This window comes from Arthrobacter sp. 05T410, assembly GCF_056396505.1.
This window is the reverse complement of sequence record NZ_JBFTLP010000005.1, coordinates 98,763-120,580: the sequence shown is the minus strand read 5'-3', so window position 1 is coordinate 120,580 and position 21,818 is coordinate 98,763. Positions and strand designations below refer to the sequence as shown.

Below are 21,818 nucleotides of genomic sequence, written 5' to 3'. Positions count from 1 at the left end.
AATGCCGGGGATCATTCCTGGTGCCGGAAATGCCCTAAAGCACTTCCCGACGGCAGACTAGACCAGCGTTACGCCGGTGGCCTGGGGGCCCTTGGCGCCCTGGCCGATCTCGAACTGAACACGCTGGTTCTCGTCGAGGGTCTTGAAGCCACCGGTCTGGATCTCGGAGTAGTGAACGAAGACATCGCCATCGGAGTCATCCGGGGTGATGAAGCCGAAGCCCTTTTCTGCGTTGAACCACTTGACGGTTCCCTGAGCCATTTGTTTCTCCTCATTGTGGATCTTGAATAAATCCGGCGCACTTCGCACCGGACTTGGTCACTCTGCGAGAAGAACCTTTGGCAACGGAACCGGATTCACGGACCGTGGCGGCAGGAGCTTCACGCTCGCAACATGTCTTGCGAGCATGAAAAAACACCTACACAAAGACTCGTATAAGAATTTCATGACACTTGCGTCAGGTCAACGGGCGAACGGAAGAATTGCATAAAAATTGTGCAAAGAACGTCTTAACGCGAATCGTCCCCGAGGAAAGCCTGCCGCAGGGTGCTTAAAAGAGCCGGGATTCGCTGTCGTCAACGCCGCGCATGGCGTCGTAGTCCAGGGTCACGCAGTCGATTCCGCGGTCCTTGGCGAGGACTTTGGCCTGCGGCTTGATCTGCTGGGCTGCGAAGATTCCCCGGACCGGGGCCAGCAGCGGGTCCCGGTTCAGCAGTTCCAGGTACCGGGTGAGCTGCTCGACGCCGTCGATGTCGCCCCGGCGCTTGAGCTCAATGGCCACGGTGGCGCCGTCCGCGTCCCGGGCCAGGATGTCCACGGGGCCGATCGCGGTGAAGTACTCCCGGCGGATCAGCGAGAACCCGGTGCCCAGCAGTTCGATCTGGGCGGCCAGGAGCCGCTGGAGGTCCGCCTCGACGCCGTCCTTGATCAGGCCGGGGTCCTGGCCCAGTTCGTGGGAGGTATCGTGCAGCTGTTCGTGGATGTTGATGATGAGCCGGTCATCGGTCTTGGCCGACTGGACCGTCCACTGTTCGACGACGCCGACCTCGACGTCGACCTCATCCGGTGTGGAGACCCGCAGGGACGCAGGAGGGCTCATCCAGTTCAGCGGCTTGTAGGACCCGCCGTCGGAATGGACCAGGACCGAACCGTCGGCCTTGACCAGCAACAGCCTGGTGGCCAGCGGCAGGTGGGCTTTGAGGCGGCCGACGTAATCAACGGAGCAGCGGGCTATGACTAAACGCACCCGGTCAACTCTACCGCCTGCGCGGGCGGCGGCCTGGCGGGGCGGCAATGAGGGGCAGCCGGACTGGGGCAGAATGGAGGCATGCCCCGTTCCAACCGACCCCGCCGCGCCGGTTCTGCGAAGACAGGCTCCGGCAAGGGCACAGTGCCCGGAAAGAGCAAAGCCGCCGGAGCCAAGCACGGCCCGGCACCGGAACTTGACCTGGAGCGCGCCCGCTCGGGTTTCGCCCGCCGCGAGAGCGCACCGGACGGCGAATGGATGGTCCGCCCCATCACCGCGGGCCGCGCCGAGAAGACCTACATCTGCCCGGGCTGCTCCACCGCCGTGCTGCCGGGAATCGCCCACCTGGTGGTCTGGTCCGAGGACCACCTCTTTGGCGCCGCCGCGGGTCTCGCCGAGCGGCGCCACTGGCACAGCAACTGCTGGACTTCGCGGAGCTACCGGTATCGCTAAGCTGGTCAGCATGAGCTTTGATCCCGCGTCGTACGTCTTCACCCAGCCCTCTGCTCCCACTGCCATCCGCGCCTCCACGGTCCTGCCTGCCCGCCGCGAGAACGTCGAACTCCGCACGTCGGACGGGCACCGGCTGGTGGGCGAGCTCGCCGTCCCGGAAACCGGCGGAATCAAGGCAACACTCATCACGCTGCACCCGCTGCCGACGCACGGCGGCTTCATGGATTCGCACGTCTACCGCAAGGCCTCCTACCGGCTGCCCGCCCTCGCGGGAATCGCCGTCCTGCGCTTCAACACACGCGGCACCTCATCGCCGCGGGGAACCAGCGGGGGAGCCTTCGAGGAAGGCATCGGCGAGCGTCTCGACGTCGAGGCCGCGGTGCAGTTCGCCGTGGACCGCGGCCTGCCGAACCGGTGGCTGGTCGGCTGGTCCTTCGGCACCGAGCTGGCCCTGATGTACGGCGCCGCCGAGCCCGTCGCCTCGGAAATCGAGGGGGCTGTGCTGCTCTCGCCCCCGCTGCACCGGGCCACGGAAGTGCACCTGAAGGAATGGGCCGAGGCCGGCAAGCCGCTGAAGGTCCTGGTCCCCGAGCACGACGACTACCTGCAGCCGGCGGCTGCGGCCGCGAGGTTCGCGCTGGTGCCGCAGGCTCAGGTGGTGGGGGTCGACGGCGCCAAGCACCTGTGGGTGGGGGAGAAGTACGCCGGGCGGGTTCTCAACGAAATCGTGGACGAGGTCATCCCCGGCGGCGCCACAGGGGGTGCCCGAACGGTGCTGCCGCAGGAATGGGACGGGCCGGTCGCCACGGCACACGCCTGAGCCGCCAACGGCGCGAAGAGAGAAAAACCGCACCGAAACAGGACAGCCGCACCGTGGACCACGGTGCGGCTGTCCTGTTTCAGTGCGAAAAACCGATCGGGGAGCCCCGTCAGCGGCTGTCCTGGCGCGCGATGAGGATTTCCTTGACCAGCAGCATGATGGCCGCCGCAGTGGGAATGGCGATCAAGGCTCCGAGGACGCCCAGGAGGCTGCCGCCGGCGATCACGGAGATGACGGCGACGGCGCCGGGGACCGCCACGGCCTTCTGCATGATCCGCGGAGAGATGAAGTAGGCCTCGAACTGGAGGTACGCGAAATAGCAGATAGCGAAGACGAGCGCGGTCTGCCAGCCGGCGGTTAGGGCAACGAGCGTCACCAGGCACCCGGCAATCATGCCGCCCACGAGGGGGATGAAGGCCAGCAGGGCCACCACGAACGCCAGCAGCGTTGCAAAAGGCACTCCGATGATCGACATCACAATGAACGCGAACGTCGCGTTCAGCACTGCCACGGCGGCCTGGCCGATCACGTAGTTGCCCACCGAACCGGTGATTTCCTCGGACAGGGCTTCTACCCGGGCCCGCCGCGAGCGCGGCGCGAGCCGGTAGCCCCATTTCTTCATCGCAGGGAGGGCGCCGAGGAAGTACAGGCTCAGGACCAGCACGATCAGGGCACCGAAGATCCCGTTTGCCACGGTGGAGCCGAAGCCCACAACGCCGCCGAAGATGCCGCCCATGGCGTCCGGGTTGTTGACGAACTTCTCCAGCTCCTGGCTGATGCGGTCCCGGATGCCGAACTGGCTGTCAATGCTCCGGAAGAAGTCCGAGTCAATGAAGTCCTGGACCCACTTGGGCGCCTGCTGCACGATCTGCGTCACCTGCTGCACGATCGTGGGGATCAGGGTGGCGAAAAATGCGGCGACGCCCAGTGCCAGGGTGGACACGGACAGGAGGATGCCGGCGGCGCGGGGGACATTCCGGTGTTCGAGCCACCGCACTACCGGGTCCAGGCCGAGGGTGATGAAGAGCGCCGTGATGATCCACAAAAGCAGCTGCGTCGTATTTGATCCGATCCAGTAGACCAGGAGGGCGAAGCCGACGCCGACCGTGCCCATAAAGCCCATGTACAAGGGGTGCTGGGCCGACATGCGCGGACCGGGACTGCCGAAGCGGGCATCGGCCGCGGACGTCTCCGCGTCCCCGGCCTCATGCTCCGGGGGCATCTCGAAGCGGATTCTCGGCTGGGCTCCGGGCAGGGGCTGGCGCAGGCGCCGGGCCGCGGACAGAAGGACATTTGCCGCGGCAATCCGGGGCCGGGAGGTTGTAGGCCGGGGACTGGAAACGGGTTGTTCGGGGCCGGGTTCCTGGCTGTCGGATTCCTGCGCTTCTTCTGGTCCGGCGGAGGACGAATCCGTATGTTCAGTCACTGCGTTAAATGCCCTTAATTCCTTGCTGCGCCACACTGGCGGCACTGGTGTGATGATCACCGCAAACACTATCAGCAGGCTTGTCACCAGAGGGGAAGAACGCCCCCGCGGGCACCGCCGCCGGGGGCCGTCCGGGTCCCCGATCTGACTCGCGGGTAACAAAATGGTTACTATTGAAGCTAACTGTCCGCTGATGATAGGTAGTATTTTGCGTTTCAAGACTGCAGTCGCCCTGGTGCTGCTTGGCCTCCTGACACTCCTGGCCGGGATTGGCCAGAAGACGTTCTGGGCTCCCCCGGAGACGATTACGGCCACCGCTCCGACCGGCACCGCCGCGCCGCTGACCGTCTTCGACCAGAAGCTGAAGACTCTGCACCCCGGGACCGTGAAGATCACGGTCAAGGGTGAAGGGGCCTTCCTGCTGGCCGCGGGACGCCCGGACGACGTCGACGCCTGGGTGGGTAAGACGGCCCACAACACCGTCGCCGGCGTCTCCGAGGACGGCAAGGCGCTGCAGCTGACGCATACCGACGGCGACGCTACCGCGCCGTCGCCCGCCGGATCGGATCTTTGGGTCACCACCGAGAACGCCACCGGCGAAATGGACTACTCGTGGAACGCGCCGGCCGACGGCGACTGGTCGCTGCTCCTCGCCGCGGACGGCACCAAGCCCGCCCCGGGCTCCATCACGATGACTTTCCCGAACGACACCTCCACGCCCTGGGCCATTCCGCTCATGGTGCTCGGCGGCCTGCTGATCATCGCCGGCGGGGCGCTGCTGGTCCTCAAGCCGAAGTCAGGCAACCGCACCGGGGGCGGCACCGGCGGCGGCAGCACGTTCGCCCGCCGCGCGCAGGCCAAGGCAGCGGCACGCCGCGGGGACAACGGCTCGACGGCAAGCACCCAGGATCCTGCCGCACCCGGCACCCCCGCACCCGAAACTGCACCGCAGCCGGCCACGCCGGAGAAAACAGGCCCGGAAAAAACAGCGCCGGAGAAAGCAGCGGCCGGCCAGAAGAAGGGCTCCGGCACGGTGCGCCGTTCCGGCATCGTGGTGGCAGTGCTGACCGCCGCCGCCGTCGCCGGAACGTCAGTGGCCGCCCAGGCCAGCCAGACGCCCGCGCCGCCGCCCAGTGCTCCGACCTCCAGTGCTCCCGCCTCCGGTGCCCCGGCCTCAGACGCCGCGACCCCGGGCAGTGAGGGCCAGACCGGCGATGCGCCGGTGCTGCTGGACGCGCAGTTCCGCCGCGTCCTGGAACAGGTTGCCGGTGCCGTCGATGCAGGAGACGCTGCCAAGGACGCCGCCAAGCTGGCGCCGCGGGTGGCCAAGTCCGAACTCCAGGTGCGCACACAGAACTACAAGATCCGCTCGCAGGTCGGTTCCTACGAGGCCCGCATGCCTGTCCGCTCCACCAAGCTGCTGACCACGGTGGTCACCAACAAGCGCAGCTGGCCGCGCTCGGTCATGGCCGTGACGCAGGGCGAGGGCAACGTCGTCCCGCAGCTGCTGACCCTGACCCAGGACTCCCCGCGGGATAACTACAAGCTGGTCAGCAGCACCCCGCTGCAGCCGGGTGCCACCTTCCCGGGGATCGGCAGGGCCGGTACGGAGACGCTGGCGCCCGCGGACAAGACCGGGCTCGCGTACAGCGGCGACGAAGCCCTCGCCGGGCTCGGTGACCGCCTGACCAAGGCCGACTCCACCTTCAAGGACAAGCTCGTCGAAGGCCAGTCCTCCCCGTACATCGCGGACACCCTCGCCTACCAGGCCGACGTCGTCAAATCAGGCGTCAACGGCACCTTCGCCTTCACGCACAAGGCGGCCGCGGACAACACTGTCGTGTTCCGAACCGCTGACGGCGGGGCCTTGGTCCTGGGACGGCTGAACTTCTCGTTCGACGGCACTCCGAAGGCTGACGGGGACAAGCTCACCATCGGCGACGACGCGGCCGCCCTGGCTGGCGGCAAGGAGACCAGTACCGGCATGGTGCTGGACTTCGCAGAGTCCGTGGCTGTCTATGTTCCGCCGGCCGGTTCCACGGACCCGATGAAGCTCGTGGCCGCCACCCGCGGCCTGGTCGGGGCGTCCTTCAAGTAGCCTTCGCCGGCGGGCATGGTGGCGCCGGGCGGGACTTCAATGGCTAGAGTGGAGCTATGACTACGCCAGCTTCCCGCCCGGTCCCGCCAGTTGCCGCCAGCCCGCTGAACCTGCGCGGCGCCGTCGATCTCTCCGCCCTGAAACAGCGGCCGGCACCGAGTTCTCCGGGACCTTCCCGTCCCGGCGCCGCAGCCCCCGGCCCGGCGGGGTCCGCCGGTTCTGCCGGTGCCCCGGCGGCCCCGGCATCCGGCCCGGCCGACCACGCGGGCCGGCCGTTGCGCGTGGATGTGACCGAGGGCAACTTCCAGGAGCTCGTGGACCTCTCGGCCCAGGTGCCTGTGGTGATCGCCCTCTGGGCCTCCTATTCGCCAGGCTCCGGCCAGCTGGTGGACGTCCTCGAAGGCATCGTCGAGAGCTACGACGGCCGGCTGGTCCTCGGGGCCGCGGACATCGATGTGTTCCCGGAACTTGCCCAGGCTTTCCAGGTGCAGGCCGTGCCGACCGCCGTCGCGGTGGTCAAAGGCCAGCCCGTGCCGCTCTTCCAGGGAGGCGCGGACGAACAGCAGGTACGCAGCCTGTTCGATGAACTTCTCAAGGTCGCCGCCACCAACGGCGTGACCGGACGGATCGGCGCCGGCGGCCCGGTTGGCGCGGAACCGGAGGCGCCGCCGCTGCCGCCGCTGCACCAGGCGGCGTTCGATGCGATCGAGGCCGGCGACTACGCGGCCGCGGCCGCCGCCTACCGGCAGGCCCTGAACGAGATGCCCGCCGACGCGGAGGCCAAGGCCGGCCTGGCGCAGGTGGAACTGATGGATCGCCTGCAGGCCCTCGCCGGGCCCGAGGCAGATGCCCTGCGCCGGCTCGCGGCCGACGAACCGGACAACCTCGAGGCCCAGCTCGGGGTTGCGGACCTGGATATCGCCGGCGGCCACATCGAGGACGGCCTTGGCCGGATCGTGACGTTCATTGGCCGCAACTTCGGCCCGGAACGGGAGACCGCCCGGGTCCGGCTGCTTGAACTCTTCGACGTCGTCGGCACCGGCGACGAGCGCGTCGCCAAGGCCCGCCAGGGGCTGGCCCGGGTGCTGTTCTAGTGGGATCGGCACTCTTTGCGCCGCTGGATCTAAGGTCACTGCGGCTGCAGCACCGTGGCTGGGTGTCCCCGATGTGCCAGTACAGCTGCGACCCCGAAACGGGCGAGGGCGTGCCCACAGACTGGCACCTGATGCATCTGGGCTCCTTTGCCACCGGGGGAGCGGCCCTGGTCCTCACCGAGGCCAACGCCGTCAACGCCGCGGGCAGGATCAGCCCCCGCGACGCCGGACTCTACAACGACGACCAGGCCGCGGCCTGGGAACGCATCACCGCCTTCGTGCACCGCCACGGCACCGCGGAGACCAAGATCGGCACCCAGCTGGCGCACGCCGGCCGGAAAGCGTCCTCCTACTGGCCGTTCTCCGGCAAGGCGGGCAGCGTGCCGGCGTCCGAGGGCGGCTGGGACACCGTGGGTCCTGGCACCGGCGCATTCGACGGCTACGCGCCGCCGTCGGCCATGACGGAAGCGCAGATCGACGGCGTGATCGCCGATTTCGCCGCGTCCGCCGTGCGGGCCGTCGATGCCGGGTTCGACACGATCGAAATCCATGGCGCGCACGGCTACCTGCTGCACCAGTTCCAAAGCCCGCTGGTCAACGACCGCACGGACCGCTGGGGCGGGGACGAGGCGGGCCGGAACCGATTGACGCTTGCCGTGGTGGACGCCGTCCGCGCCGTCATCCCGGACTCCATGCCCCTGCTGCTGCGGATCTCGGCCTCGGACTGGGCGCCGGGCGGGATCGAGGCCGACGCCTCGGTCCGGATGGCTGCTGCCGCCGCCGAGCGCGGGGTGGACCTGGTGGACGTTTCCAGCGGCGGGGCCGTGGCCCACCAGCAGATTCCCGTAGGCCCGGGCTACCAGACCGGGTTCTCCGCACGGATCCGGCGCGAAACCGGGGTCAGGACCGGCACGGTGGGACTCCTGACGTCCGCCGGGCAGGCCGAACACGCGGTGGCCACCGGCCAGGCGGACGGCGTGTTCATCGCCCGTGCCGCCCTGCGGGATCCGCACTGGTGGCTGCGGGCCGCGTTTGAGCTCGGCCATGACCTCGCGTGGCCGCCGCAGTACGAGCGGGCCATGCCCCGGCATTCGTTCTAGAACCGGCATCCATTCCAGAAACAGCTGCGCGGTTCCCGCGAGTGAAAACGTACGCCTTGCGGACTATCCTTTTCGCGCCGTCCGGCGGTTAGTCTGGCGTCATGACATTCCAGCCCCCTGGCCAGCAGGGACAGCCAGCCCCGCCCGGTCCGTCTTCGCCGCCGGCGGCTGTCCTGCAGGTGCCTGCCTTGTCCCTGCTTGGCCTCGCCAAGTGCTTCGGCGACAAAATCGCCGTCGATGGCATCAGCCTGGACGTTCCGGCCGGCTCCTTCTACGGGGTGGTCGGGCCCAACGGCGCCGGTAAGACCACCACCTTGTCGATGGCGACCGGCCTGCTGCGCCCGGACTTCGGCACCGCGCTGGTCCACGGCGTCGACGTCTGGCAGCATCCGCTGGAGGCCAAGAAGCTGATGGGGATCCTGCCCGACGGCGTCCGGCTGTTCGACCGCCTCAGCGGCGAGCAGCTGGTCACCTATGCCGGCCTGCTGCGCGGGATGGACCGGGCGATGGTGGCGTCCCGGGTGGCGGAACTGCTCGCTGCCCTGGACCTGGCCAATGACGCCGGCACGCTAGTGGTGGACTACTCCGCCGGCATGACCAAGAAGATCGCGCTGGCCTCGGCGCTGATCCACGCCCCGCGGCTGCTGGTCCTCGACGAGCCGTTCGAATCGGTGGACCCGATCTCCGCGGCGAACATCCGCGACATCCTGGACCGCTACGTTTCCTCGGGCGGAACGGTCATCGTCTCCAGCCACGTCATGGACCTGGTCCAGCGCATGTGCGACCACGTCGCCGTCGTCGCGGGCGGCCGGGTCCTCGCCGCCGGGACTGTCGAGGAAGTCCGCGCCGGCGCCAGCCTCGAGGACCGCTTCGTGCAGCTCGTGGGCGGCCGGAACCACACGGAAGGGCTGGAATGGTTGCGCACCTTCTGAGGCTCAAGCTGACCCTGCTGCGCAACAGCGTCCGGCGCAGCCCGTGGCAGCTGGTGGGCCTCGGGATCGGCGCCCTGTATGCCCTGGGAATCGTGGCTGTTTGCGTTGCCGGGCTGTTCGTCCTGCGCGGGGTGGAGATTGAACTCGCCCAGACCGTGGTGGTCCTGGGCGGCGCCACGGCGCTGCTGGGCTGGGCCATCATTCCCGTCGCTGTCTCCGCCGCGGACATGACGCTGGACCCTGCCCGGTTCACCACCTTTGCCGTGCCCATGCCGAAGCTGCTGGCCGGGCTGGCGCTCGGCGGCCTGATCGGCATACCGGGTCTCGCAACCTCACTCGTTGCGCTCGCCACGGTGGGCACCTGGTCCCGCAGCCTGCCGGCCGCAGCCGGCGCCCTCGTCGGTGCCGTGCTGGGCGTGCTGAGCTGCATCGTTCTCTCCAAGGTCGTGACCACGGCCACGGCCGGACTGGCAAGCTCCCGGCGCTTCAAGGACATCAGCTCCGTCGCCTTCCTCATCCCGCTCGTGCTCACGGGGCCCATTGTGGCGGGCATCGCGAGGGGAATCGCCGGTTCCGGCGATTTCCTGACCGGCCTGGCCCGGGCCCTGTCCTGGACGCCGGCCGGGGCGGCCTTCTCGCTCGGCGGCGAGCTGGCTGCCGGCAGCTACGCGGCCGCGGCCGTGAAATTCCTCATCGCCGCGGCCACCCTGGCGGGCCTGGCCCTGGCGTGGAAACTCCTGCTGCAGCGCGCCCTGGTGACCCCGCCCTACGCCGGGACATCCAAGCGGCGGACCGGCGGCACGGGCCTGTTCGGGCTGCTCCCGGCGACACCGGCCGCCGCCGTCGCCGCGAGGTCCCTGTACTACTGGCTGCGCGATCCCCGCTACGCCGGCGCGCTCGTGGTCGTTCCGCTCCTGCCGGTGTTGTTCCTCTTCCAGGGCAGCCAGAGCGGGTTTTACGGCCCGTTCCAGTTCGTCGGGCCGCTGACGGCCTTCCTCCTGGCCTGGTCGATCTCCACGGACGTCTCCTATGACAGCACCGCCTTCGCCCTGCACGTGGCAACGGGGGTGCGCGGCGCCGACGACCGGCTCGGCCGTGCGCTGGCGTGCCTGAGCTTCGCGCTGCCGGTGGCGGTCCTCTTCAGTGTCGGGCCGTTCTTCTTCACCGGCGACTGGGACAAGCTGCCCGCGGTCCTGGGCCTCAGCCTCGGCGTCCTCTTCACCGGCCTGGGCCTGGCCTCGGTGATCTCGGCGCGCTACACCGTGAGCGTCCCGCTCCCGGGGGACAGCCCGTTCAAGAAGCCGCCGGGCAACGTGGCCCAGACCCTCGCCGTGCAGTTCGGCGGCATGGCCGTGCTGCTGGTCCTCGTGGCGCCCGAGGCGGCGCTCGTGGCCGCGCAGTTCATCACCGGCAGCTCCATGCCGGGCTGGATCACGCTGGCCCTCGGACCCGTGCTCGGCCTCACGCTCTTCGCCGTCGGTGTCCGGACCGGCGGAGCATGGCTGGACCGGCGGGCGCCGGAGCTGCTGGCACAACTGGCCGTCAACCGCTGACGGGTGCATGCTGGGAGTGCGCAGACTCGGACACCACGTAGGCCAGTAAAGGCAGGATCATGGAAGTTGTCATCCTTCCCGGCAGCAAACGGATCGCGTCGCTTGCCGCGGATGCGGTGGAAGCCCTTCTCCGCCGCAAGCCCGACGCCGTCCTGGGCCTGGCGACCGGTTCCACGCCCCTGCCGGTGTATGTCGAACTGGCGGCGCGGCACGAGCGCGCCGGACTGGATTTCAGCCGGGTCCGAGCCTTCGCCCTGGACGAGTACGTGGGGCTGCCGGCCGGCCACCCGGAGTCCTACCGCGAGGTGATCGCCCGCGAATTCACCGCACGGGTGAACATCAGTCCGGCCAACGTCCACGTGCCCGACGGCGCGGCGGCGGACATCCCCGCGGCCTGCCGGGCCTATGAAGACGCCATCCGCGACGCCGGGGGAGTGGACCTTCAGCTCCTCGGCGTCGGAACGGACGGCCACATCGGGTTCAACGAACCGGGCTCGTCGCTGGCGTCCCGGACGCGGATCAAGACCCTGATCGAGCAGACACGCCGGGACAACGCACGGTTTTTCGGCAGCCTGGCCGACGTGCCGCACCACGTCCTGACCCAAGGCCTGGGCACCATCCTGGATGCCCGCCACGTGATCCTGATCGCCACCGGTGCGCAAAAAGCCCAGGCCGTCCGGGACCTCGCGGAGGGCCCCGTCGCCGCCATCTGTGCGGCCTCCGTGCTGCAGTTGCACCCGCACGCCACCATCCTCCTGGACGAGGCGGCGGCGTCGTCGCTGCGGCTGGCGGATTACTACCGCCACAGCTACGACCACAAACCCGCCTGGCAGGGCCTCTAGGCCCCGCCGCCGGCACCCCGCAGGTCCGGCAGCGCCCTTCCAACGGCTAAGATGGGTGTCATGACTAGCATGACCGATCCTCTCGAAAACGATCCGATGCGCGAGCTCTCCGGAGCCGGGACGTCAACGGCCACGATCGAGCGCGAGGAACTGCGCCAGGAAGTTGAGCCCGGTGACCGGGAGCGCTTCTCGCACTACGTGCGCAAGGAAAAGATCATGGAATCCGCGCTGACCGGTGAACCGGTGATCGCGCTCTGCGGCAAGGTCTGGACTCCGGGCCGGGATCCGCAGAAGTTCCCCGTCTGCCCCGAATGCAAGGAAGTCTACGAGGGCCTGCGCCCCGGAAACGACGGCGGCAAGGGCTCCGGCGACAAGTAAGGGCAATCAACGGAACCAACAGGTTCCGTTAGCCGCCTTCGGACGGCGCTTCCCTATGGCGGCGCGTCGTCGCGCCCCTGATTTTCTGCTTTCCTGATTGCCGGTCCATGCTGTCCGGGTACTGCCTTACGGTCCATCCAAAAAGATTGGTGTTTTTGTGCTTAATTGGGTTTCTCCGTCGGCTGCAGCCATGCGCGGATGGAGGGCGCCTTAATGACGGAGACACTTTTTGGCGGACCCACGCTTCCCCCCGCCTATCCCGAGCGGGCCGCCTGGGGCACCGCCCCCAAGCTGCGCGCCTGGCAGCAAGAGGCGCTGGACAGCTACTTCAGCACCCACCCCAAGGATTTCCTCGCCGTCGCAACCCCCGGCGCGGGTAAGACCACCTTCGCCCTGCGCGTGGCGTCCATGCTCATCGATTCCGGGGTGGTCAACCGCGTGACCATCGTGGCGCCCACCGACCACCTCAAGCGCCAGTGGGCCGACGCCGCTGCCCGGGTGGGCATCGCGATCGACCCGAACTTCAAGAATGCCGACGGCCAGCACGGCCGCGGGTTCATCGGCGTCGCCGTGACCTATGCCCAGGTGGCCAGCAAGCCCATGCTGCACCGGGCCAAGACCGAAGCCGCCCGCACGCTGGTGATCCTGGACGAAATCCACCATGGCGGCGAGGCCCTGTCCTGGGGTGACGGCCTCCGTGAGGCGTTCGACCCGGCGGCCCGGCGGCTCTCCCTGACGGGCACCCCGTTCCGCTCGGACACCTCGCCCATCCCGTTCGTGGAGTACGCCGAGGACCGGGACGGGATCCGGCGCTCCAAGGCCGACTACACCTACGGCTACGGCAAGGCCCTGCGCGACCACGTGGTCCGCCCGGTGATGTTCATGGCGTACTCCGGCCAAATGCGCTGGCGCACCAGCGCGGGGGACGAGATGGCCGCCTCGCTCGGGGAGTCGGCCGTCACGAAGGACATCACATCCCAGGCCTGGCGCACCGCGCTGAACCCGGCCGGCGAATGGATCCCCGCCGTCCTGGCCGGCGCGGACAAACGTCTCAGCGAGGTCCGGCGCAGCGTACCGGATGCCGGTGGCCTGGTCATTGCCACCGACCACGAGGACGCCCGCGCGTATGCCGGCCAGCTGAAGAAGATCACGGGCGAATCGCCCACCGTCATCCTCTCTGACGACGCCAAGGCCTCCAGCAAGATCGAGGAATTCACCGCCAGCGAGAAGCGCTGGATGGTGGCCGTCCGGATGGTCTCCGAAGGCGTGGACGTTCCGCGGCTGTCCGTCGGCGTCTACGCCACCTCGACCTCCACCCCGCTGTTCTTCGCCCAGGCCGTGGGGCGCTTCGTGCGTGCCCGCAAGCGCGGCGAGACGGCGTCGGTCTTCCTGCCCTCGGTGCCGCAGCTGATGGCCCTGGCCAACTCGATGGAGGCCGAGCGCGACCACGCCCTGGACCGCCCGGAGAAGGAAGACAGCGACGGCCTCTTCAATCCCGAGGATTCGCTCATGGACGAGGCGAACCGCGAGGAGAAGGCCTCCGATTCCCTGATGAAGGGCAAGTTCGAGGCCCTCGACTCCCAGGCGTCCTTTGACCGGGTGCTCTTCGACGGCGGCGAATTCGGCACCGGCGGCGAGGTGGGCTCGGAGGACGAGCTCGACTTCCTCGGGATCCCGGGCCTGCTGGACGCTGAACAGGTCGGCACGCTGTTGCGCCAGCGCCAGCACGAGCAGCTGAACCGGAAGAACAGGCGCTCCCCGCAGACTGAGGCAGCCGCGGCTGCGGCCCCGGCCGTGCCGGACCACCGGATGCTCATGGACCTGCGCACCGAGCTGGCCAAAAACGTCGCGGCCTGGTCGGCCCGCACCGGGACCCCGCACGGCGTCATCCACACCAAGCTCCGGACCGTCTGCGGCGGCCCGGCCGTCGCCCAGGCCAACGAGGAACAGCTGCAGACCCGTCTGCGCAAGCTCCAGGACTGGTTCATCGGCCGGAAGTAGCCCCGCGCAGGCGGTCATGGGCACAGTGTTATGGGCACAGGGTTATGGGCCCGGGGGTTATGGGCTCAGGCCAATAGGCGCCGGGCAACAGCAGAGGGACCAGTTCACTGTGAACTGGTCCCTCTGCTGTTTACTCTGCTGTGAACTTTGCTTCGGCTACTGGCCGGCGCCGCAGACCTGGCCGTAGGTCTGGCCTGCCGCGGTGTAGTCGGCCTTCATGTCCTCGAGCTTGGCGGTGTCCGGGGAGGGCTTGGCCGACTCGTCGAAGTATTCGATGATGGTCTGCAGCGGGGCCCGCAGGTCCTCGGATGCCGCCGCCTTGATGGGCCGAAGCTGGTTGGCGACCCGGGTCATGCCGGTCTTGTCCGATGTGGCCGACTGGGCGGAGACCACGGTCTTGACCCGGGCGCAGGTTTCCTCGTTGGTCAGCTGCGGCGTGGCAGAGCAGCCGGCCGCGCCGAGCAGCGCTCCGGCGGCAATCAGGACGGTCAGGGTCTTCTTCATGGTGTACTCCGGGGTTCTACGGGTCTGTCAATATGGCAAGACTGGCGATGGGGCAAGGATTTCGAGTCTACTGGCTCAGAGGACATCGACGCCGCCGAGCTCCATCTCGGCCACGGCATCGTCCAGGTCTTCGGCAATGCCGACCGTCAGGCCGCGCAGCACCGTGACGGAGTAGCCGGCCTGGACGGCATCCAGAGCGGTCGCTTTGACGCAGTAGTCCGTGGCGATGCCCACCACCACAATGTCCTCGACGTCGTGGCTCTGCAGCCAGTCGTCCAGTCCGATCGCGTCCTCGCCGGCGGCGAAATCACTGCCGGCGAAGGAACTCACTGTGTTGTCGGAGTCTGCGGCGCCGGTAACGGGCATGGCGCCGGGCTGGCGGTCACCGGTGGGGACGTCGTCCTCGGGGGCCAGCAGCCCTTCGAAGCCGGAGTACGCCGCGGCGAACTGGCCCTTGCGGAAGTACGCCTGGATGTGTTCGGGATCAAGATCGGGATGCAGCTCGGCCCCGCGGGTGCCCGCCACGCAGTGCCGCGGCCAGCTGTCCACGAGATCGGGTTTCTCCGAGAAGTGCTCACCCGGATCGATGTGCCAGTCCTGGGTGGCCACGACGTGGTCAAACTGGCCGTGGTGGGCGTCAACGTACTCGCTGATTTCCCCGGCCAGGCTTGCCCCGCCGGGGACGGCCAGGGCACCTCCCTCACAGAAATCGTTTTGGACGTCAACGATGATCAGGGCGCGGGACATTCAGTCCTCCTCGTAGATGGTGGGGATGGCCGCCTCGCCGCGCTGGAGCCGGTTGACCACCGCGGGAAGCTCCCGCATGGTTTCCGCGTGGCGCCGGCGCGCGCGCTGGACCCCCTCCGGGCCCGTCCACCCGGGGAGGAGCTCGCCGTTCTTGACGAACTGCTGCAGCAGCGGACGGTCGTTGCCGTCGTCCTCCGGGTGATGGCCGACGCCGACGATTTCGGCCGTGGCGGTCCCGCGCTCGTTGAGCTTGCGCAGCGCGTACTTCCGGCCGCCCTTGCTGGCCTTGTTCTTGGCGGCCTTGGCGACGGAGATGAAATCGCCGGCGTCGTCGGTGCGGCTGACGAGCTTGTAGACCATGCTCGCCGTCGGGGCCCCGGACCCGGTCACGAGCGAGGTGCCCACGCCGTAGGAGTCCACCGGCGCGGACGCCAGCGCCGCGATGGCGAATTCGTCGAGGTCTGAGGTCACCACGATCTTGGTGTGGTCGTTGCCGAGCTCGTCGAGCAGCCGGCGCACCCACTGGGCCTGGGCCACGAGGTCGCCCGAGTCCAGCCGGACAGCGCCCAGCTTGTCCCCGGCGAGATCGACGGCGGTGCGGACGGCCGTTTCGACGTCGTACGTGTCCACCAGCAGGGAGGTGTCCGGCCCAAAGGCGGCAATCTGGGCCTCGAAGGCCTCCCGCTCGGTGTCATGGAGGAGCGTGAAGGAATGGGCGGCCGTGCCCACCGTCTTCAGCCCGTAGCGCAATCCGGCCTCCAGGTTCGAGGTGCTGTCGAACCCGGCAATGACAGCGGCCCGGGCAGCGGCGGCCGCCGATTCCTCGTGCGTCCGGCGCGATCCCATTTCGATGCACGGGCGGGTCCCGGCCGCGGAGATCATCCGGGAGGCGGCAGAGGCGATGGCGCAGTCGTGGTTGAGCACGGAGAGCAGGTAGGTCTCCAGGATGCAGGCCTCGGCGAACGTGGACTCAACGATCAGCACGGGGGAGTTCGGGAAGTACGCCTCACCCTCCGGATAGCCCCAGATGTCGCCGGAAAAGCTGTAGCCGGCCAGGTACTCCAGTGTCTGGTCGTTGACCACCTTGGTCCGGTGCAGGTAGTCCAGTTCCGGCTCGCCGAAGCGGAAGTTCGCGATCCCTTCCAGGAGGCGGCCGGTGCCTGCCACGATGCCGTAGCGGCGCCCGTCCGGGAGCCGCCGGGCGAAGGCCTCGAAGACCGATTTGCGGTGCGCCGCGCCGGACTGCAGGGCGCCCTGCAGCATGGTCAGCTCGTAGTGGTCTGTGTACAGGGACGTGCGGGGACGGTCCCAGCCAGCGGAGGTACTCACAAATTCACTCTAGTGTGCATCCCCATAGAATGGACAGATGACCCTCAGCGTTGCGCTCGGCCCCGACACACGGGAGAGTACCCAGACCGGAACAGTGACGTCCGGCGACGTCCTGACCGCCCCGGACGTCCCCTGGAACCTCGTGATCTGGAACGATCCCGTGAACCTGATGAGCTATGTGAGCTATGTGTTCCGCAGCTATTTCGGCTACTCGGAGGCCAAGGCGAACAAGCTGATGATGGAGGTCCACAAAAAGGGCCGCTCGATCGTGGCGCACGGCAGCAAGGAACAGGTCGAGCAGCACGCCGTCGCGATGCATGGCTACGGCCTCTGGGCGACGGTGGAAAAGGCCACCGGCGGCAACGCGGGCGGTTCCGGCAAAGGCAAGGGAAAACGTGGCTAAGGCATTCAAGTACGGGCTCAAGGGCATCAAGGGCCATCTGGAGCCGGCCGAGCGGGAGCTGCTGCGCAGCCTTTTCGATGACGTCATCTCCATGCTGGAGCCGGAGCAGCGCGCCAACGAGGACCCGCTGGCGGCCCTGGTGGGTTTGGACACCGAAGCCCGCGAACCCTCGGACCGTGCCATGCGGCGGCTGTTGCCGAACGTGATGAAGAACGACGACGACGCCTCCCTGGAGTTCCGCCGTTACACCGAGCGGTCGCTGCGCGAAAGCAAGATCGGCGCGCTGAAGGCGGCCGCACTGAGCCTGGACCGGGACAACCTCGTCCTGACCCCGGACGACGCCCGGCACTGGGCCACCGCGCTCAACGATGTCCGGCTGGTGCTGGCCGAACGCCTCGACATCCGTGATGATGCCGACGCCGACAACATCCACCTCATGCAGGACTGGGCCCAGGCCGAGGACGTCGAAAGCTACCTGGCCCTGGTGTACAACTTCACCACGTGGCTGCAGGAGTCGCTGGTCCAGGCAATGGTGCACTCGCTCGATAGGTAGGGCCGCTAAGCGACAGCGGTGGCGTCAGAAACAGGCACGGACTGTATCTGTGGAAGCTCCTCGAATGCCGGCTTTGCGAACCAGTATCCCTGAAACAAGCGGATGCCGGCTTCCTTCAGAATCCGGAACTCCGCCTCCGTCTCGATGCCCTCTGCGAGCACCGTGATGTCGAGCTCCTTGGCGATGCCGACGATGCCAGCAACGACAGCCTGGCGGGCCGGGCTGGTATCGATTCCTCGGATGAGCTTCATGTCGATCTTGATCAGGTCTGGCTGGAAATCGACCAGGAGCCCCAGCCCTGCATGACCGGCACCAAAGTCGTCGATGGCGGTGGTGAAACCATGCTTGCGGTATTCGGTGATGATGTTCGTGAGGTGGGCAGTGTCGGAAACCTCCTCATTCTCCGTGAACTCGAACATGATCGACGACGTCGGAAAGCTGCAACGACTGGCTGCAAGCAGCGTCGCACGAAGGCACGCAGCCGGTTCGTAGACCGCGTTCGGCATGAAGTTGATGGAGAGAATCAAGCCCTCACCGGCAGGAAACAGCCGCGATGCCAGCTCGATTGCCTTGACGCGGCAGTCCTGGTCGAAACGGTACTTTTGCTCAGGTGCGACTCTGGACAGGACGTGAAAAGCCCCCTCGCCCGACAAGCCTCTGACCAGTGCCTCGTAGCCCCATACGCGACCAGCAACGGCGTCATAGATCGGTTGGAAGGCCATGCTGAAATCGAAGTCGAGCTGTGACGACGTCGTGCAGCCGTCGCATGTCATATGCGGTCCTTTCGCTGTTTCGTCCATCGTGGGGGCACGACGGTCGCCCCCGATATCTCGACGGCGCCCATAGCATACAGGGCGGGGACAGCGGCAGGCTGCCACCGATGAGCAGGGGTCTTCCCCGCGTTGCCCATCCGCCGGAAACCCGTGTGACCCATCAGACACGAGTTGCAGGACACAATGTGATGGCCGCGCCTGTAGTGAAGCCCTATCCTCGAATAATCATGACTTCAGCATCAAATACGGATCCGGCAGCGCCAGCTGCGGCGGAGACCGCAGCGGGCAGCGCCGGAAATGCCGGGTTGGCATCGCGCCCCATCGGCGTCTTCGACTCCGGCGTCGGCGGCCTCACGGTGGCCCGCTCGATCATCGACCAGCTGCCCAACGAATCCATCCTGTATGTCGGTGACACTGCGCATGGCCCCTACGGCCCCCTTCCCATCGCCGAAGTCCGGGCCAACGCACTCGGCGTCATGGACGAGCTCGTGGATTCCGGCGTGAAGCTGCTGACCATCGCCTGCAACTCCGCGTCCGCCGCCGTGCTGCGTGACGCCCGCGAACGGTACACGGCCCGGTACGGGATCCCCGTGATCGAAGTGATCCAGCCGGCCGTGCGGCGTGCCGTCGCGGCGACCCGGACGGGCCGGGTGGGCGTGATCGGGACCTCGGCCACGGTGGGCTCGCGCGCCTACGAGGACACCTTCGCCGCGGCCCCGGACCTGGAGATCACGTCCGTGGCCTGCCCGGCGTTCGTGCCGTACGTGGAGGCCGGGATTACCACCGGACCGGAACTGCTCGCCGTCGCCCGCGACTACCTGGCACCGCTCATTGCCGCCGGGGTGGACACCGTGGTGCTCGGCTGCACCCACTACCCGCTGCTCACCGGCGTGATCTCCTTCGTTATGGGCGAGGACGTCACGCTGGTTTCCAGCGCCGAGGAGACGGCCAAGGACGTCTACCGGGCTTTGGCCTCCCGGGGCCTGGAGCGCACGGACACCGCGGCGCCGGAGCACAATTTCATCGCCACCGGCGACGCCGCCCAGTTTGAGCACCTCGCCCGGCGCTTCCTGGGCCCCGAGGTCCTCAGTGTCCGCCACGTGGATCACGTCGCGGCGCAGTACCCCACCGGCAGCCTCGCCCGGATCACCCCGGAAATGATCGCCGCCGCCCGGGCCGGCGCGGGCGGGCCGCGGATCTCCAACTTTGTGGGCGGGTCCGCGGGCGGGGGACCGCGGCTGTGAAGCTGACCATCGTGGGCTGTACCGGCTCCTTCCCGGGGCCGGGCTCGCCGGCGTCGTGCTATCTGCTGACCGCCAACGACGGCGAGCGGAACTGGAAGATCGTCCTGGACCTCGGCAGCGGGGCGCTCGGCGCCATCCAGCGCTACACGGACCTGGAGGACATTGACGCGATCTTCCTCACCCACCTGCACCCGGACCACTGCATGGACCTGTGCGGGCTCCATGTTGCCGTGCGCTGGAAGCCGGGCGGCTGGGGACGGGGCAGGATTCCGGTGTGGGGGCCTGCCGCGACGGCCGACCGGATGGCCACGGCCTACGGGCTGGACCTGGATCCGGGCATGCACGAGGAATTCGATTTCAGCAACTGGTCCGAGCGCAAGCCAGTCAGCGTCGGCCCGTTCACGGTGACGCCCTACGCGGTGAACCACCCCGTTGAGGAGGCCTACGCCCTCCGCGTGGAGGTCACCGAGCCCGCCAAGGACGGCACGCCCGTGACCCGCGTCCTGAGCTACTCCGGGGACACGGATTCCTGCGCGGGCCTGGAGGACGCCGCTCGCGACGCCGACCTTTTCCTGTGCGAGGCGGCGTTCGAGGAAGGCCGCGACGACGGGATCAAGGACGTGCACCTGACGGGCAAGCGGGCGGGGGAGGCCGCCGTCGCCGCCGGCGCGCGCCGGCTGCTGCTGACGCACATTCCCGTCTGGACGTCGCCGACCACCGTCATGGCCGAGGCCAAAGAGATCTTCGGCAAGGACGTGGCCGTCGCCGTCGCGGGTGTGCACTACACCGTCTAGCGCGCGCTGACCGCCCGCGCGGGCCGGGGCGGGTGAGTCGATAAGCTAAAGGCATGACTTCCCAAGCTCCCAGTGTCCCCGTCATCCGCGCCGACGGCCGTACCCCCGACCAGCTGCGCCCGATCAGCATCACGCGCGGCTGGTCCAAGCAGGCCGAGGGTTCGGCCCTGATCGAGTTCGGCAACACCCGGGTCCTGTGCACGGCTTCGCTGACCGAAGGCGTGCCGCGCTGGCTCAAGGGCGAGGGCCGCGGCTGGGTCACGGCCGAGTACGCCATGCTGCCCCGGGCCACGAACACCCGGTCCGACCGTGAGTCCGTCAAAGGCAAAATCGGCGGCCGCACCCACGAGATCTCCCGACTGATCGGCCGCTCGCTGCGCTCCATCATCGACACCAAGGCCCTCGGCGAGATCACGATCGTGCTGGACTGCGATGTCCTGCAGGCCGACGGCGGCACCCGCACCGCGGCGATCACCGGCGCCTACGTGGCACTGGCCGACGCCATCCGGTTCGCCCGCGAGAAGAAGATGATCGCCCGCAACGCCCAGCCCCTGATCGACACGATCGCCGCGGTGTCCGTCGGCATCATCGACGGCGTCCCGATGCTCGACCTGCCCTACGTCGAAGACGTGCGCGCCGAGACCGACATGAACGTCGTGGTGACAGGCTCCGGCAAGTTCGTCGAAGTCCAGGGCACCGCCGAGGGCGCACCGTTCGACCGCGACGAGCTGAACAAGCTGCTGGACCTGGCGCTGCTGGGCACGGAGCAGCTCGCCGCGATCCAGCGCGACACCCTGGCGGAGGCCCCGTGACGGAGACGCCCGTCGCGGACCGGCCGGAAGCCGACGGCCCGGGCCCGCGGCTCGTCCTCGCCACCCACAACAAAGGCAAGCTCCGGGAACTGCGTGAGCTGCTCCGCGGCCAGGTTCCCGGGCTCGACGTCGACACGCAGGTGGTGGACGCCGGCGCCGTCGGTGCCCCCGACGTCGCCGAAACCGGCGTAACCTTCGCCGAAAACTCGCTGCTCAAGGCCCGGGCGGTGGCAGAGGCCACGGGGCTCGTGGCGATCGCCGACGACTCCGGGCTTTCTGTGGACGTCCTCGGCGGCGCGCCCGGGATTTTCTCGGCCCGCTGGTCCGGCCGGCACGGCGACGACGCCGCGAACCTGCAGTTGCTGCTCGCCCAGCTGGCCGACGTGCCAGACAAGTACCGCGGGGCCGCGTTCGTCTGCGCGGCAGCGCTGGCGGTCCCCGGGTCCTCGCCCGACGGCGGCCGGGAAGTCGTGGAATACGGGCAGCTGGAAGGGACACTCCTGCGGGAGCCGCGCGGGGAGGGTGGCTTCGGCTATGACCCCGTCCTGCAGCCGAACGGGCTGGACCGCAGCTGCGCCGAGCTCAGTTCCGAGGAGAAGAACGCCATCAGCCACCGGGGCCATGCGTTCCGGGCGCTCCTGCCGGCCATCGTCGAGGCCCTGGCCGGGAAGTAGCCGGCCCGGCCAGGCTCAGGACGAAGGAAGGCGCCCCACTCG

At 68.3% G+C, this 21,818-nt stretch carries 23 protein-coding genes; 16 read left to right on the top strand and 7 right to left on the bottom strand.

Going from position 1 to position 21,818, the window contains the following annotated elements; translation table 11 throughout:
• Positions 1-57 precede the first annotated feature (57 nt).
• Both AC1DFR_RS09310 and nucS read right to left on the bottom strand, forming a co-directional pair.
• Positions 58-261 carry a cold-shock protein gene (locus AC1DFR_RS09310; protein ID WP_011692441.1) on the bottom strand — a complete coding sequence of 68 codons (204 nt, stop codon included), beginning with the start codon at positions 259-261 and terminating at the stop codon, positions 58-60.
• 289 nt (positions 262-550) lie between these two features.
• Positions 551-1,246 (bottom strand): endonuclease NucS, encoded by a 696-nt coding sequence (nucS, locus tag AC1DFR_RS09305; protein ID WP_026266819.1) that lies wholly within the window; start codon positions 1,244-1,246, stop codon positions 551-553.
• A gap of 81 nt (positions 1,247-1,327) precedes the next feature.
• Here nucS and AC1DFR_RS09300 point away from each other — a divergent pair, with 81 nt between their 5' ends.
• On the top strand, positions 1,328-1,699 hold the full coding sequence (locus tag AC1DFR_RS09300; RefSeq protein WP_476848852.1) for an ATP/GTP-binding protein: 372 nt from the start codon (positions 1,328-1,330) through the stop codon (positions 1,697-1,699).
• Between the two features lie 10 nt (positions 1,700-1,709).
• Entirely contained in the window at positions 1,710-2,519 is an 810-nt protein-coding gene (locus AC1DFR_RS09295) for an alpha/beta hydrolase (RefSeq protein WP_476873177.1), read from the top strand.
• A gap of 109 nt (positions 2,520-2,628) precedes the next feature.
• On the opposite strand, the gene AC1DFR_RS09290 is transcribed toward AC1DFR_RS09295, so the two are convergent.
• Positions 2,629-3,945, bottom strand: a complete 1,317-nt coding sequence (locus AC1DFR_RS09290) for an AI-2E family transporter (RefSeq protein WP_374706739.1) — start codon at positions 3,943-3,945, stop codon at positions 2,629-2,631.
• 193 nt (positions 3,946-4,138) lie between these two features.
• Here AC1DFR_RS09290 and AC1DFR_RS09285 point away from each other — a divergent pair, with 193 nt between their 5' ends.
• From AC1DFR_RS09285 to AC1DFR_RS09250, 8 genes are all read left to right on the top strand, one after another.
• Positions 4,139-6,043, top strand: a complete 1,905-nt coding sequence (locus tag AC1DFR_RS09285; RefSeq protein ID WP_476873176.1) for a hypothetical protein — start codon at positions 4,139-4,141, stop codon at positions 6,041-6,043.
• A gap of 56 nt (positions 6,044-6,099) precedes the next feature.
• Positions 6,100-7,137 (top strand): co-chaperone YbbN, encoded by a 1,038-nt coding sequence (locus AC1DFR_RS09280; protein WP_476873175.1) that lies wholly within the window; start codon positions 6,100-6,102, stop codon positions 7,135-7,137.
• Entirely contained in the window at positions 7,137-8,237 is a 1,101-nt protein-coding gene (locus tag AC1DFR_RS09275) for an NADH:flavin oxidoreductase/NADH oxidase (protein WP_476873174.1), read from the top strand. The genes AC1DFR_RS09280 and AC1DFR_RS09275 overlap by 1 nt, the downstream gene beginning before the upstream one ends.
• A gap of 101 nt (positions 8,238-8,338) precedes the next feature.
• Positions 8,339-9,169 carry an ABC transporter ATP-binding protein gene (locus AC1DFR_RS09270; protein WP_476873173.1) on the top strand — a complete coding sequence of 277 codons (831 nt, stop codon included), beginning with the start codon at positions 8,339-8,341 and terminating at the stop codon, positions 9,167-9,169.
• Positions 9,151-10,722 carry a transporter gene (locus tag AC1DFR_RS09265; RefSeq protein ID WP_230008508.1) on the top strand — a complete coding sequence of 524 codons (1,572 nt, stop codon included), beginning with the start codon at positions 9,151-9,153 and terminating at the stop codon, positions 10,720-10,722. The genes AC1DFR_RS09270 and AC1DFR_RS09265 overlap by 19 nt, the downstream gene beginning before the upstream one ends.
• Positions 10,723-10,781: 59 nt before the next feature.
• Entirely contained in the window at positions 10,782-11,564 is a 783-nt protein-coding gene (gene nagB / locus AC1DFR_RS09260; protein ID WP_230008509.1) for a glucosamine-6-phosphate deaminase, read from the top strand.
• Positions 11,565-11,624: 60 nt separating this feature from the next.
• Positions 11,625-11,942, top strand: coding sequence for a DUF3039 domain-containing protein (locus tag AC1DFR_RS09255; protein ID WP_370122952.1), 318 nt, complete (start codon positions 11,625-11,627; stop codon positions 11,940-11,942).
• A gap of 213 nt (positions 11,943-12,155) precedes the next feature.
• On the top strand, positions 12,156-13,943 hold the full coding sequence (locus AC1DFR_RS09250) for a DEAD/DEAH box helicase (protein ID WP_079554437.1): 1,788 nt from the start codon (positions 12,156-12,158) through the stop codon (positions 13,941-13,943).
• Positions 13,944-14,099: 156 nt separating this feature from the next.
• On the opposite strand, the gene AC1DFR_RS09245 is transcribed toward AC1DFR_RS09250, so the two are convergent.
• The 3 genes from AC1DFR_RS09245 to AC1DFR_RS09235 form a co-directional block, all read right to left on the bottom strand.
• Complete coding sequence (locus tag AC1DFR_RS09245) at positions 14,100-14,447, bottom strand: hypothetical protein (protein WP_223915998.1); 348 nt, start codon at positions 14,445-14,447, stop codon at positions 14,100-14,102.
• A gap of 75 nt (positions 14,448-14,522) precedes the next feature.
• A complete protein-coding gene (locus AC1DFR_RS09240) occupies positions 14,523-15,194 on the bottom strand; it encodes an isochorismatase family protein (protein WP_476873172.1) in 672 nt (223 codons plus the stop codon).
• Positions 15,195-16,523 carry a nicotinate phosphoribosyltransferase gene (locus tag AC1DFR_RS09235; protein WP_476873171.1) on the bottom strand — a complete coding sequence of 443 codons (1,329 nt, stop codon included), beginning with the start codon at positions 16,521-16,523 and terminating at the stop codon, positions 15,195-15,197.
• A gap of 37 nt (positions 16,524-16,560) precedes the next feature.
• Here AC1DFR_RS09235 and clpS point away from each other — a divergent pair, with 37 nt between their 5' ends.
• Both clpS and AC1DFR_RS09225 read left to right on the top strand, forming a co-directional pair.
• Positions 16,561-16,926: an ATP-dependent Clp protease adapter ClpS gene (gene clpS, locus AC1DFR_RS09230; protein ID WP_018775730.1), complete on the top strand. Its 366-nt coding sequence runs from the start codon at positions 16,561-16,563 to the stop codon at positions 16,924-16,926.
• Positions 16,919-17,479, top strand: coding sequence for a DUF2017 domain-containing protein (locus AC1DFR_RS09225; protein WP_223915995.1), 561 nt, complete (start codon positions 16,919-16,921; stop codon positions 17,477-17,479). The genes clpS and AC1DFR_RS09225 overlap by 8 nt, the downstream gene beginning before the upstream one ends.
• A 5-nt stretch (positions 17,480-17,484) precedes the next feature.
• Here AC1DFR_RS09225 and AC1DFR_RS09220 read toward each other — a convergent pair whose 3' ends face one another.
• Complete coding sequence (locus tag AC1DFR_RS09220; protein WP_476873170.1) at positions 17,485-18,279, bottom strand: EAL domain-containing protein; 795 nt, start codon at positions 18,277-18,279, stop codon at positions 17,485-17,487.
• 200 nt (positions 18,280-18,479) lie between these two features.
• Between AC1DFR_RS09220 and murI the strand changes: the two genes are divergently transcribed.
• From murI to rdgB, 4 genes are read left to right on the top strand one after another with little or no spacing between them, the layout of a single operon-like run.
• Entirely contained in the window at positions 18,480-19,496 is a 1,017-nt protein-coding gene (murI, locus tag AC1DFR_RS09215) for a glutamate racemase (protein WP_476848862.1), read from the top strand.
• Positions 19,493-20,290: an MBL fold metallo-hydrolase gene (locus AC1DFR_RS09210; RefSeq protein ID WP_223915988.1), complete on the top strand. Its 798-nt coding sequence runs from the start codon at positions 19,493-19,495 to the stop codon at positions 20,288-20,290. Before murI ends, AC1DFR_RS09210 begins: the two co-directional genes overlap by 4 nt.
• Before the next feature lie 53 nt (positions 20,291-20,343).
• A complete protein-coding gene (gene rph, locus AC1DFR_RS09205; protein ID WP_028276043.1) occupies positions 20,344-21,102 on the top strand; it encodes a ribonuclease PH in 759 nt (252 codons plus the stop codon).
• Positions 21,099-21,776, top strand: coding sequence for an RdgB/HAM1 family non-canonical purine NTP pyrophosphatase (rdgB, locus tag AC1DFR_RS09200; protein WP_476857506.1), 678 nt, complete (start codon positions 21,099-21,101; stop codon positions 21,774-21,776). Before rph ends, rdgB begins: the two co-directional genes overlap by 4 nt.
• Positions 21,777-21,818: the final 42 nt, after the last annotated feature.